A 13,392-nucleotide genomic window follows, 5' to 3' on the forward strand; every position below is an offset into this window, starting at 1 on the left:
TCACCCCTTTACATGCTTTCCATTTTATTATTACCGGGTTCACTTCTTTCATGTCTGAAAAATTCAGGGCAAAAAGGAAATTAGTCCATGGGAAATAAATCGTATTGGTATAAAAAAAGCGTCTGCTCATAGAGTAGACGCTTTTTTTTAAGACATTAAATCCACAAGAACCGCCTTTTGAGCATGAAGACGATTTCCAGCTTGGTGGAAAACGACGGAATTCGGTCCATCGATGACTTCAGCGGTTACCTCTTCTTCTCTGTGTGCAGGCAAGCAATGCATAAATATATAATTATCCTTTGCATGCTTTACAAGTTCACTATTGATTTGATAATCCTTAAACGCCTCTAAACGGATACTATTTTCGATTTCCTGCCCCATAGAGGTCCATACATCAGAATAGACGATATCTGCATCCTTAATAGCTTCAACTGCTGAACTCGTCACAACAATTTCACATCCATTTTCCTTTGCCACTTTTTGAGCATAGGCGACAACATTTACATCAGGTTTATAGTTATCCGGGCATCCAATAGAAAAATCCATGCCCATTTTTGCGCAGCCAACCATCAATGATTGTGCCACATTGTTACCATCACCGATGTAGCTCATTTTCAAGCCTTTTAATTGTCCTTTTAACTCTATAATTGTCAAGAAATCCGCCATCACCTGGCAAGGATGGGCAAGATCTGTTAGCCCATTGATGACTGGAATAGAAGCATTTTCAGACAATTCCATAATTTTTTCATGCTCGAAGGTACGAATCATGATGCCATCAATATATTCGGAAAGGACTTTGGCCGTATCGGAAATAGATTCTCCACGTCCGATTTGCAAATCATTACCGCTTAAGAACAAAGCGTGCCCGCCAAGCTGCATCATGCCCACTTCAAAAGACACGCGGGTACGGGTGGAGGATTTTTCAAAAATCATCCCCAGCGTTTTCCCTTTTAAAGGCGTATATTCCTCGCCCGCTTGTAATTTGGCTTTAATGGTCTGCGCTAGCTTTAACAGATCTGCAATGGCCGTGGGTGTAGACTCCTTCATGGTCAAAAAATCTTTCCCGTTTAAAATCTTCGTTTGTGTCGGTGCCGTTAGTGAACTCATACGTGTGACACTCCTTTCGAATATGTTACAAGCCATTCCTGCAGCGCGGTAACGCCTGGATCAGCATTTTCTAACGATTGAAGATAGGCTTTAAAAGTCTCTTCTTCTGTAAATGCTAGAAGTCGATATTTTGCAGCCAATAACCTTAGCTTCTTATCTTCTTCTGTAGTTCCATAAGCTAAAACAACAGCTGCATTTCCTTCATTAAGCCATTTGTCAAAATCGGAATCCATCAATGTCAACCCAGCTTCATTGATTAGTACAAGCAATTCTTCACTTAATTGGACTGATTCGGATTGATACACACCTGAGGTATGTTTAGCCTTTTGAGCATGAAATACTTTTGTTAATGCTTCTGTCATCGTTTTTCCGATAGCGATGCCTTCACCAGTTGATTTCATTTCCGGTCCTACTTTTGAATCAAGCCCGCTTAGTGCAAACGTTGAGAATACTGGATATTTGACGACTGAATACGGAATTTCTTCCATTAACCCTGTTTTTTCGAACACATTCGACAACGAGTATTTCCCAAGCAATATTTTTGTCGCAATCTGTACTAAAGAAACATTAGTGATTTTACTGATGATTGGAATCGTCCGGCTAGCACGCGGGTTTACTTCCAAAACATATACGTCATTGCCTTCAATCACAAATTGGATGTTCATAAGACCTTTATAACCAAGCTCTACTACTAACTTTTGTGCAAAAATAGTCATTTTATTTTTGATATCCTCTGATAAGGATTGAGCTGGTAGTAATGCCATGCTATCTCCCGAATGGACGCCTGCTTTTTCTACATGTTCAGCAATAATTGGAATATAAATCTCTTTGCCATCCGCAATCAAATCGATTTCCGCTTCTTTACCTGGAATATAAGAATCGATTAACACAGGAAATACAAGTGCCGTTCCATTTTCAATTCTATTCAGTAAGCTTTTCTTCGAGCGGATAATTTCCATCCCCTGACCACCAATTACATAGGATGGGCGTAATAGAACTGGGAAGCCAATCGTCTCAGCACACTCAATTAATTGCTCTGCACTATTGGCCATCGAACCCGGCACATGTGGAATCTCCAGCTTTTGCAGAAGCTGATAAAAGCGATCACGATCTTCTAGTTGGTCAAGCGTATCAAATGAGGTACCCAACAAATTAATTCCGTAATCTTCCAGTCCCTTTGCCAGATTTATGGCTGTCTGTCCCCCAAATTGGACAATTACATCCTCAATACCTTCCGCTTCTATAACATTCAGTACATATTCCAAGGTTAATGGCTCGAAATAAAGACGGTCTGCTGTTGCGAAATCCGTACTTACCGTTTCTGGGTTATTATTAATCATGATCGTTTCAACATTTTCATCCTGAAGTGCATAAACACCATGAACGGAACAGTAATCGAATTCAATTCCCTGTCCGATTCGGATTGGGCCACTGCCAATCATCAATACTTTCTTTTTATCTGTTTTTTTCTGTTCGTTCTCTCCAAAATATGTTGAATAATGATAATTCGTATGTGATTCAAATTCAGCTGCACATGTATCAACCGTTTTGTAAACGGCGGTAATGCCTAGTGATTTACGGTGTGCTCTCACTTCGATTTCACTTACTTTCCATACGGAGGCAAGATAACGGTCAGAGAAGCCCTTTTCCTTGTACAGCTGCAGTTCTTCTTTGGTGACCAAATCGATTGTCTTAGCAGTGATTTCATTTTCTTTCTCGATCAGCGAAGCAAAAGATTGAAGGAAGAAATAATCAATGATGGTTGCTTTATGGATTTCTTCAACTGTCACACCTTTACGAAGCATTTCAAAAATGACAAAAATGCGTTCGTCAGATTTTTCAGCGAGCTTTTCCCAAAGTTCTGGAACAGTTTTATCTTTTAATGATAAAAGTTGCAGTCCATTCGTTTTTAATTCTAATGAATCGATAGCTTTTTGGACTCCACCTTCAAAGCTACGGTGTAATGCCATAACTTCGCCTGTCGCCTTCATCTGAGTTCCTAATTTGCGGTGGGCAGTCGTGAATTTATCGAATGGCCACCGTGGGAATTTTACTGCTACATAATCAAGAGCAGGTTCGAAGCTTGAATAAGTACTCTTCGTTACAGGATTGATAAGTTCAGATAAATGATAGCCGATAGCAAGTTTTGCAGCGATGCGTGCAATCGGATAACCGGTTGCTTTGGATGCTAGTGCCGATGAACGGCTAACACGTGGATTTACTTCTATTAAATAGTACTGTTTGCTATTCGGATCAAGTGCAAATTGAATGTTACAGCCGCCAATGATACCTAGAGCAGAGATAATTTTTATAGAGGCCGCACGTAACATTTGAAACTCATCATCAGATAAGGTCTGAGATGGAGCTACAACAATGGAATCACCTGTATGAATACCGACAGGATCGATATTTTCCATATTACAGATGGTAATGCATGTATTGTTTCCATCGCGCATAACCTCATATTCGACTTCTTTATACCCTGCTATGCTTCTTTCAATCAAGCACTGTGTAATCGGGCTTTCTTGAAGTCCGCCTCGTACAAGTTCCTTGAATGTATCCATGGTCTCAGCAATCCCTCCGCCAGTACCTCCAAGTGTATAGGCAGGACGAACGATTATAGGGAAACCAATTTTGTCTGCGAAAGCTTGTGCCTCTTCTAAAGTATGGACAATTGTACTGTCAGGAACAGGTTCATCAATTTCAAACATTAGTTCACGAAACAGTTCACGATCTTCTCCTTTTTTGATGGAGTCTATTGGTGTTCCTAATAGTTTGACATTATATTTTTCAAGCACTCCTGCATCATCCAATTGATAAGCAAGATTCAATCCTGTTTGCCCCCCTAATGTAGCAAGCAGGCCATCCGGCTTTTCTTTAGCAATGATTTTTTCCAGTACATCTACTGTTAAAGGTTCGAAATAGACAGCATCCGCGTTCATATCATCCGTCATAATCGTTGCCGGATTGTTATTAACTAGGATGACTTTATATCCTTCCTCTTTTAAAGCGAGGCAGGCCTGTGTTCCTGCATAATCGAATTCAGCAGCCTGCCCTATTACAATCGGCCCTGAACCAATTACTAAAATAGTCTGTATCGTGTTGTCCTTAGGCATATGCTTTTTCTCTCCCGCTATATTCATTTATCATTTGTAAAAAGTCGTTAAACAATAGTGAGCTTTCTATCGGTCCTGGATTCGCTTCAGGGTGGTATTGAGTCGTAAATATCGGTAAATCTTTATGCATAAGTCCCTCAACGGTACTATCATTCACATTCCGGAAGCGAACTTGAAGTGATGTTCCTTGTAAGCTTGGCTCATCCACTTCATAGCTATGATTTTGAGAACTCATATACACCTTTTTCGTTTTCAAATCGACCACGGGCTGATTCGCACCGCGATGTCCAAACAGCATTTTTTTTGTATTTCCCCCAAAAGCAAGGGCCGTTAATTGATGACCTAGGCAGATGCCCATTGTAGGAAAATTCGTAATGATTTTCTTAATATTTTCCAATAGATATTCAAGCTGTTTTGGATCCCCAGGCCCATTTGAAAGCAAAATACCATCCGGATTCAAGTCCTTGATATGTTCGAATTTAGTATCAAAGGGAACGACTGAAACTCGGCACCCCTGTTCAAGCAATGAATTTAATATGGATTTTTTATAACCAAAATCCATCATTACAACATGTTTAGAACCTTTCCCGAAGCTTTCAATCTCTTTAGTAGAAACTGCGGCTACGTGCGCTTCTAGATCATTCAAACTTGATTCGAATGTGAATGCAGTTTCTGCTGTGATGGCTGCCTGCATGGAGCCTTCTTGTCGTATATTTTTAACTACCGCTCGCGTATCCACATGACTCAAAAGAGGGATGTTCCATTTGTCTAAATATTCACCAATGGAATATTTAGCTTGATAATGAGAATGGCTCATATTTCCTTCATATACAATAACACCGGCAACATGCGGCTTCTTACTTTCGAAATCAATTTCATTAATTCCATAATTTCCGATTAAAGGATATGTGAAAATGACAATTTGGTCCTTATATGAAGGATCTGTCAATACTTCTTGATATCCGGTCATTCCTGTAAAAAAGACAATCTCTCCAGTGATTGCTTTTTTAATTGATTTAGTCAACAGTTCCCCTTCAAAGACGGAACCATTCTCTAAATGTAGATAGTTTTTCATGTTCTTCACCTCTGTAGATGACGTATATTTATATATAGAATAGCATAATTATTCATTTTATTCTATAAAAATTCACTAAATTTAGATTGTTTGTTTTATTGCTAATACTTTTTTTATTTTCTTAATTGCAGTATCGATCTCTGATTTAGTCGCTGTCAGAGGTGGAAGTAAACGAAGAACATTAGGTCCTGCACTTAATACGAGTAGGCCATCTTCTTGAAGCTCTATTAAAAACGACTGAACATCTTGTTTGCATTCGATCCCGACCATCATCCCAAGTCCACGAATTTCTTTGACTTCTTCTGAATCCTTTAATGCCTTTGTCAATTCACATTCAAGGTATTCAGCTTTTTCCACGACTTCTTTTAAGAATCCCGATTGGAAAATTTCTTTTAAAACAGCTTCTGCTGCTGCAACACTTACCGGATTACCGCCAAAAGTGGATCCATGGCTTCCAGCACTAAAGAATTCCGACAACATTTCTTTGCCAATCATCGCCCCGATAGGTAAACCATTTCCTAGCCCCTTGGCCGAAGTAATGATATCTGGTTGGATATTAAAATGCTGAAATGCAAATGGTTTGCCTGTACGGCCAATTCCCGTTTGTATTTCATCGATAATAAGAAGTGATCCGTATTTTTTACATTGAGCTTGAATTGCGTCCAAATACGATTGCTGAACAACATGAATGCCGCCCTCTCCTTGAACTACTTCGATCAATACCGCTGCCGTATCCTCATCTACTGCAGTTTCTAAAGCATCGTTGTCATTGAATGGCACATATTCAAACGAAGCTAGCATCGGCCCGAAACCAATCTTGATTTTTTCCTGTCCCGTTGCTGCCATCGTTGCAAATGTACGGCCGTGGAATGACTGCAGACATGTGACAATTTTACTTTTCCCTGTAGCTTTACGAGCAAGTTTGATAGCTGCCTCATTTGCTTCAGCTCCGCTATTGGCAAAGAAAACTTGACCTAATCCTGAGGCATCTGCTAGCATTTTTGCTGTCCGTTCCTGTAAAGAACTTTGAAACATATTCGATACATGCCAGTATTTATTAAGTTGCTCCGTAACAGCCTTTTTCACCTTTTCATGACTATGGCCAAGGTTTAAAACTCCGATTCCCGATGTAAAATCAAGATACTCCTTACCTGTTGTACTGATAAGTTTCATTCCATTCGCTGTTTCCGGTTCAATGTTCCACCTTGCATATGTAGGAAATAAAGAACTCATTAAAATACCCCTTCTTCCTGTAGAAATTTCGTTCCGATAAATTGCCCGTTTTCATAGAAGTGATCCTTGCCGCTTACAATCATCACTTTCTCCACTCCTTTATTCAACACCGACAATGCTGTGTTAACTTTCGGAATCATACCGCCATAGATACTGCCATCTGTAATTAAAGCCTGTGTCTCCGTTTCAGTCAGTTTTTCGATAATCTGCTGATTCTTTAAGACCCCTTTAACGTCTGTGACAAATAAGCACATTTCAGCCGAGAGTGCCTTCGCTACAGAACCTGCAGCCATATCCGCATTCACATTTAACTTATTTCCATCTTCTGTAGTCGAAATCGGTGTCAATACCGGGCAATAGCCTTTTTCAAATAGAAGTCCAAGTAATTCTGTATCGACTTGATGAATCTCACCAACAGCCCCTAGCTTCTTTTCATCAATATACTCACCAGTCAGGATTCCGCCGTCCGAACCATTTAGACCGACAGCCTTAATACCATGTGCCTCCAATTTATGGACGAGACATCGATTAGATTTGCCTGCCAACATCAGTTCTACAACTTCCAATACTTCAGTGGTCGTTTTTCTTAAACCATTTTCAAAGACCGGTTCAATTTCATATTTTTCAAGCATCGAATTGATATCAGGGCCGCCTCCATGAACAAAGACAATCTGGTAACCGCGGCTTTGTAACTCTTTAACACTTGTAAAAAACGACTCTGATAACTCGTTAATAATACTACCGCCGCACTTTATGACTAAAATGTTCACTCTTTTCAACACCCCTTATGATCGATAACTTCCGTTTATTTTTACATAATCATAGGTTAAGTCACAGCCCCATGCCGTTCCTGATTCATTACCATCTTTCAAGTAAACATTAATGATAATACTTTCATTTTCCAAGTATGCCTTTGCATCTTCCTCAGAAAACTGTATAGGCTCGCCATCTTTCAGTACAATGATTTCACCAAATGAAATCGTTGTTTGTTCCGGTTGGAACCCTACTCCGCTTCGACCCATTGCAGCAATAATACGTCCCCAGTTTGCATCCGCTCCAAAAGCTGCCGTTTTCACTAAATTTGAACCAACAATCGTTTTCGCCATCATTTGTGAATCTTGTTTGGAATTCATGCCATGGACATTCACTTCAATTAATTTTGTCGCGCCTTCTCCGTCTTTCGCAATTTGTTTAGCTAAATTTTCAGAAGTCTGTTTTAATAATTCCAAAAATACAGACCATTCTGGGTGCGTGTTTGTCAAAGGTTCATTTCTTGCTGCTCCATTTGCTAGGACCAGCACCATGTCATTCGTCGAACAATCACCGTCAACAGTTATTTGATTAAATGTATCATTCGTTATAGAAGATAATGCTTCCTGTAAATCATTCGGTTCAATGACAGCATCCGTTGTAATGAAACCGAGCATTGTAGCCATGTTCGGATGAATCATCCCTGACCCTTTCGCCGCTCCGCCCATTTTCACGCGTTTACCATCAATGACTGTTTCATAACCGCAGCTTTTAGTTACTATATCCGTTGTTAAAATAGCAGTACCAAAGTCTTCAGCAGCTTCAGCTGTATCTGTTGGCTCCAATAAATCTATGCCGTTTTTAATTTTATCCATTTCCATAAATTCGCCAATAACTCCAGTCGAAGCAACTGCAAATGAATGATCTTCCAAGCCGAACTTTTGGGCAGCAAGCTTTCTCATTTCAATAGCATCCTTTAACCCTTGCTCTCCAGTACAAGCATTCGCACATGCACTATTAACTACTATGCCATGAAGCTTTCCAGTAACTGCTATGCTATCCTTCGTTACATTGATTGGAGCCGCTTGAACTACATTTTGTGTATAAACAGCAGCGGATGATGCTGCAGTTTCTGTATAAATAATGCCGATGTCTTTTTTTGAGTAGCGCAACCCTGCATGAGCGCCTGAGGCTTTGAACCCTTTAGGCATTAAGATGTTTCCTTCTTTAATTTGTTTGATTTCTTCAACTGGCTGTAGTGTATTCATTATTTACCTCCAATAATTTTACGGATATAGTGGGCTGCTCCATAGTCCTGCTGTTTCCTCTAGCCCCATTAATATATTTGCATTTTGAATGGCCTGCCCTGCAGCACCCTTTACTAAATTATCAATAACTGAAACAATCGTTACCTTACCTGTTCTTTCATCATATGCGACGCCTATATCACAAAAGTTTGAACCATACACTTGTTTCGTAGACGGGAAGCGATCAAGCGGCTGTACCCGTACAAATGGATGATCCTCATAAACAGTTTCATACAAATCTCTTAGTTCAGCTGTTGAAGTCTGCCTGTTTACCTTAATATACATCGTAGCCATGATACCCCTAGTCATAGGAACAAGATGGGTATTAAATGTTATAGGTTGTAAATCTGATGACCACCTTCCAAGCTGTTGTTCGATTTCCGGTATGTGTTGATGCTGATTCACTTTATATATTTTAAAGTTTTCATTCATTTCACTGTAATGTGTATCGGATGAAAGTGATTTCCCTGCCCCGGACACTCCGGATTTAGCATCAATAATGACATCTGTGGCTGTAGCCCATCCTTCAGTGAATAAAGGAGCAAGACCAAGTAATGAAGCAGTTGGGTAACATCCTGGATTCGCAATAATAGTGGATTGTCTAATTTCTTCTGCATTCCATTCAGCCAATCCGTATACAGCTTTTTCAATAATATGCTGAGGCGCGGCTGTTTTTTTATACCAGTGTTCATATTCACCTGGAGTTTGAAGCCTAAGATCCCCTGACAAATCGATTACTTTAATATTAAGGTCGGAAAATTCCGAAATTAACTGTGAGGAAACACCCGAAGGAGTAGCAAGAAAAACAATATCAGATTTTTTTGCAATTGCTTCCGGGTCAATTTCTTCTAATTTATCTTTCATATGCATTAAATGTGCATTTTCTTCATATAAACTTCGACCAAATTGGGATGACGTATGCAGTGATTTTATTTTCAAATGAGGATGATTATTCAGGAACCTTATCAATTCCACTCCTCCATACCCTGTTGCGCCTACTATTGATACGTTCACAAAAACCAACTCCTAGATTTTAAGTCCCTGCAATTCTTTGATTCTATTATTATAAGACTGAATAAAAATAAAATCAAATGTATTTTTATAAAATTCTAAACTTAAATTTCAAAAACAAGTTCCACCGCGCAAACTTCTAGTTTTATCCAAAGTTGTTGACTACTAGTGTTTTTTCCGTTTAAATCAAATAAGGTAGTAACTGAGTTATAACGGTATCTGAAAGGCGGTTGTAATAAATGAACGAATTTACGTTATCTAATCGAATGCATGCATTTTTTGATAATAGACATCATGTTAAACGTATAGAAAAAGGGTGCTTCCTTTTTCAGGAGAACACCCTTGCTAGTGATTTGTATTACATTTTAAAAGGCAAAGTTGAAGTGAGTAAGGTTGTTCCAGACGGTCGAGAATTGACAATGCGCATTTGTTCAGAGAATGACCTAGTTGGAGAAACTGTCCTTTTTTCTCAGAACCCTAAATATATGATGAATGCAAAAATGTTAGAAGATGGTGTTGTAGCGGTTATTTCTAAAGAATTATTAGAAGAGAAAATCGCGTCGGATAGTCATCTTGCAGTTGAAATGATGACATGGTTATCCGCTCAAAATCGTAAAAATCAGGCTAAATTCCGCGATATGCTCCTGCACGGTAAGAAAGGCGCATTTTACTCCACTCTCATTCGCTTATCAAATAGCTATGGTACTGAAGTTGAAGACGGTATAGTCATCACTCTTCCCTTTACAAACCAAGAGCTTGCTAATTTTTGCGGCACATCCCGTGAAGTAGTCAATCGAATGCTCTCTCAATTAAGAAAAAACAATGTAGTTTCTATTAAAAAAGGACGCATTAAGATACTTAACCTTGAGTATTTAAAGCAGGAAATTGACTGTGAAAATTGCCCAATAGAAATCTGTACTATCGAATAACCCCCCGCCCTCCATAATTAGCAGAGAATACTTCATATACTGACCAGTACCTTAAATATATATGTAATGGATTAGATTCATTTTAAAGTCCTTGCATCTCTTTCTTTACTGGGTCATTTGATTTATTTTTACTTTAATAAAAATGGATAGTTATTATGATATAGCATTATAAAAATGTATAAATTTAGTATAAAAATACATTTGAGATAAATTAATCCAAATCAGGACAGACATTCATGGCCTTACCAACTATACATAAGAAAATACGGGATGGCATAGTTGCCATCCCGTATTTTCTTATCTAGAGACTCTTCAATCACAATAATTTCACATAGTTAAATAAATCATTGTTCTTCTGAGCTCATTGAAAGTTAGCCGCCAATAAATGACATTTCTATTTTTTCCTGTTTCTTTCTCGTTCCGGCAGCCCGCTCATCTGAATAGCGGTCGTCTCTATGGTTCCAAAGTGAAATGATAAAGTCAGTCAATTCTTCATCTGACATCTCTGAACGAAGCAATGACTTCAAGTCATGTCCTTTTCCATTAAATAGGCATGTATATAAACTGCCATTAGCAGAAAGACGAGCACGGGTGCAGCTTGAACAAAAAGACTCAGAGACGGATGTTATGAAACCTACTTCGGTAGTCGTCCCCTTATAGCGGAAGCGCTTCGCGACTTCTCCAAAATAATCTTCTTCCACCGGTTCCAGCTCGAATTCAGCCTGCAGCATCTCGAGCAATTCTTTTTTCGTTATGACGTTTTTCAACTGCCAGCCATTTGTATGCCCAACATCCATGAATTCTATATAACGTAATTGAATACCCTCTTCTTTGCAAAAACGGGCCATCGGCAGGATTTGAGATTCATTGGTTTCTTTTTTAACAACCATATTTACCTTAACACCAAGCCCTGCTTCTTTTGCAGCAGCTATTCCCTCCATAACCGGCTTTGTCCCGATATTTCTTCCGTTCATCTGCTTAAAAAGCTCATCATCGAGGCAGTCTAAACTGATATTTACCCGCTGTAATCCAGCTACCTTTAAATCTGCCGCGTGTTTTTTCAAAAACACACCATTCGTAGTCAATCCAATATCTTCTATTCCTTCAATTGAAACAAGTTCGGAAATGAGCGTAGAAAGATTTTTTCGCAGCAACGGTTCCCCGCCTGTCAATCTTAGTTTTTTAACCCCTAAGCTTGCAAATATTTTAGAAATCCTTACGATTTCTTCATAAGATAAAAGCTCACTTTTAGGAAGGAACTGAAAATTTTCATGGAAAATTTCAGCCGGCATACAATACTGACAGCGGAAGTTGCAACGATCAATGACAGAAATTCTTAAATCCCTTAACGGCCTGTCTAATGAATCCTTTATATGACGGTTCAATTTCCCACCCCTAACCGGACGTATTAGAAAAAGCCAGACCAATAAAAAGTAGCTCCATAACAATGGTTCACTGTTTTTTGGACTGGCTTAATATTCTATTACCTATTAATTATTTAATTCCTAACGCGATTTTGGCATATCTGGACATGCGATCCCTAGACCATGGCGGACTCCACACAATCTTCACGTCTGTTTCTTTAACTTCTGGAATATCTTCCAGCACTAGTTTCACTTGATCGACAATCGTTCCAGCTAGCGGACAGCCCATGGCAGTCAATGTCATCGTTACTGTCGTTAGTCCTGCATCATCCATATCCACATCATACACCAAGCCTAAATTCACGATATCTATTCCAAGCTCCGGGTCAATGACCTGCTCTAAAGCTCCAAAAATAATGTCTTTTGTATCTTGATCCACTTCAATCACTCCTTTTATGAATAATACTCCCCGATTTGTAATAATCGGTTTATAGTCGGTTGCGGCAATAAATGTCCGATTCAGACTTTACACAATGTCCTTAATAGAATCATACCAGATTTAGCATGTGAGCTTAAGCTTTTTGCACAGCTGGTCGTAAATGTTTCTCGAACCATTCCGCAGTCCGAAGCACACCTTCTCTACTTACCTTATGCCCAGCCTTCTGATCGAGGATAAAATCAATTTTTTCATGTGCTTCATTATAACCCGCTTTTACTCCTTCATAAAAGCGATATGCATGTTGATATGGTACAACAGGATCTTTAGCACCATGCCAAAACAGAAGCGGTCTGTTTGAAAGCTTGTCTTGATTGAGGCTTAAGTCAAATGGTTTGAGCTGTTCAATCACTTTATTTACTTCCTCATCCGTGATTGGGAAATTCACTTTCCTTTTCTTAATCTCCTCTATTTGAAGCTCCGCATACGCTACATAGGATGGATTCCCCATTAAGCTAACTCCAACTGTAATCCAATCATAGGCCGCCAGAGCTCCGTTGGTCACAATACCTCCCATTGAGGTACCCGCTACACCAATTTTTTTAGAGTCAATTAATTTTCTGGCTAATAAATCATCCTTAATCAAAGCTAAATCCTTGATGGTCTGTAATACCATTTCCCAAAAACGGGGCATCAATTGCGAATCACTATATCCAACTTCCCTCTCCCCATGATAAATTACATCAGGAAGAAGCACACGAAAACCCTTTTCAGCCATTAAATAAGCATAATGAAGATTGTGTTCTTTTGCACTTTGAAAACCATGTATAAAAATAATAAGCGGCAGTTCTTGATTGAAAGCCGACTGCTCACTTAAGTGTAAAACAGGAATATGTCCAATCTTTTCTTTTTCAATTATTATCAAGATAATCCCTCCGAATATTTAAATACTGTCGGTTTTTTCATTAAAGAAGCTTCAGAAGCTTTCTCAACAAATCTTTCGTTGTCCCTTTGCTGATTCCTAGTCATGTACTATGCTTTAAATATTATAATCCTTCATATAG

Annotated in this window: 11 protein-coding genes; 1 reads left to right on the top strand and 10 read right to left on the bottom strand. The window is 39.0% G+C overall.

Going from position 1 to position 13,392, the window contains the following annotated elements:
* Positions 1–147 precede the first annotated feature (147 nt).
* The 7 genes from argF to argC form a co-directional block, all read right to left on the bottom strand.
* Positions 148–1,107 (bottom strand): ornithine carbamoyltransferase, encoded by a 960-nt coding sequence (argF, locus tag JFU24_RS09630; protein ID WP_201181855.1) that lies wholly within the window; start codon positions 1,105–1,107, stop codon positions 148–150.
* The gene (locus tag JFU24_RS09635; RefSeq protein ID WP_201225002.1) at positions 1,104–4,223 is read right to left on the bottom strand and encodes a carbamoyl phosphate synthase large subunit; all 3,120 of its coding nucleotides are present in this window, start codon (positions 4,221–4,223) and stop codon (positions 1,104–1,106) included. The genes argF and JFU24_RS09635 overlap by 4 nt, the downstream gene beginning before the upstream one ends.
* Positions 4,216–5,298, bottom strand: a complete 1,083-nt coding sequence (locus JFU24_RS09640) for a carbamoyl phosphate synthase small subunit (protein WP_201221669.1) — start codon at positions 5,296–5,298, stop codon at positions 4,216–4,218. Before JFU24_RS09640 ends, JFU24_RS09635 begins: the two co-directional genes overlap by 8 nt.
* 81 nt (positions 5,299–5,379) lie before the next feature.
* Complete coding sequence (locus tag JFU24_RS09645) at positions 5,380–6,531, bottom strand: acetylornithine transaminase (protein WP_201249889.1); 1,152 nt, start codon at positions 6,529–6,531, stop codon at positions 5,380–5,382.
* Entirely contained in the window at positions 6,531–7,301 is a 771-nt protein-coding gene (gene argB / locus JFU24_RS09650) for an acetylglutamate kinase (RefSeq protein WP_201221671.1), read from the bottom strand. The genes JFU24_RS09645 and argB overlap by 1 nt, the downstream gene beginning before the upstream one ends.
* 15 nt (positions 7,302–7,316) lie before the next feature.
* The gene (argJ, locus tag JFU24_RS09655; protein ID WP_056528154.1) at positions 7,317–8,549 is read right to left on the bottom strand and encodes a bifunctional ornithine acetyltransferase/N-acetylglutamate synthase; all 1,233 of its coding nucleotides are present in this window, start codon (positions 8,547–8,549) and stop codon (positions 7,317–7,319) included.
* Positions 8,550–8,567: 18 nt separating this feature from the next.
* Positions 8,568–9,602, bottom strand: coding sequence for an N-acetyl-gamma-glutamyl-phosphate reductase (argC, locus tag JFU24_RS09660; protein ID WP_201249890.1), 1,035 nt, complete (start codon positions 9,600–9,602; stop codon positions 8,568–8,570).
* A gap of 236 nt (positions 9,603–9,838) precedes the next feature.
* Here argC and JFU24_RS09665 point away from each other — a divergent pair, with 236 nt between their 5' ends.
* Positions 9,839–10,528: a Crp/Fnr family transcriptional regulator gene (locus tag JFU24_RS09665; protein ID WP_201181869.1), complete on the top strand. Its 690-nt coding sequence runs from the start codon at positions 9,839–9,841 to the stop codon at positions 10,526–10,528.
* A 371-nt stretch (positions 10,529–10,899) separates the two neighbouring features.
* On the opposite strand, the gene moaA is transcribed toward JFU24_RS09665, so the two are convergent.
* The 3 genes from moaA to JFU24_RS09680 form a co-directional block, all read right to left on the bottom strand.
* Complete coding sequence (gene moaA / locus JFU24_RS09670; protein ID WP_201181871.1) at positions 10,900–11,913, bottom strand: GTP 3',8-cyclase MoaA; 1,014 nt, start codon at positions 11,911–11,913, stop codon at positions 10,900–10,902.
* Positions 11,914–12,022: 109 nt separating this feature from the next.
* Positions 12,023–12,331: a metal-sulfur cluster assembly factor gene (locus JFU24_RS09675; protein ID WP_053344973.1), complete on the bottom strand. Its 309-nt coding sequence runs from the start codon at positions 12,329–12,331 to the stop codon at positions 12,023–12,025.
* A gap of 133 nt (positions 12,332–12,464) precedes the next feature.
* Positions 12,465–13,253 carry a prolyl oligopeptidase family serine peptidase gene (locus JFU24_RS09680; RefSeq protein WP_201221674.1) on the bottom strand — a complete coding sequence of 263 codons (789 nt, stop codon included), beginning with the start codon at positions 13,251–13,253 and terminating at the stop codon, positions 12,465–12,467.
* Positions 13,254–13,392: the final 139 nt, after the last annotated feature.

The sequence above is a fragment of the Peribacillus sp. TH27 genome, assembly GCF_016650915.1.
GTDB lineage: Bacteria > Bacillota > Bacilli > Bacillales > DSM-1321 > Peribacillus > Peribacillus butanolivorans.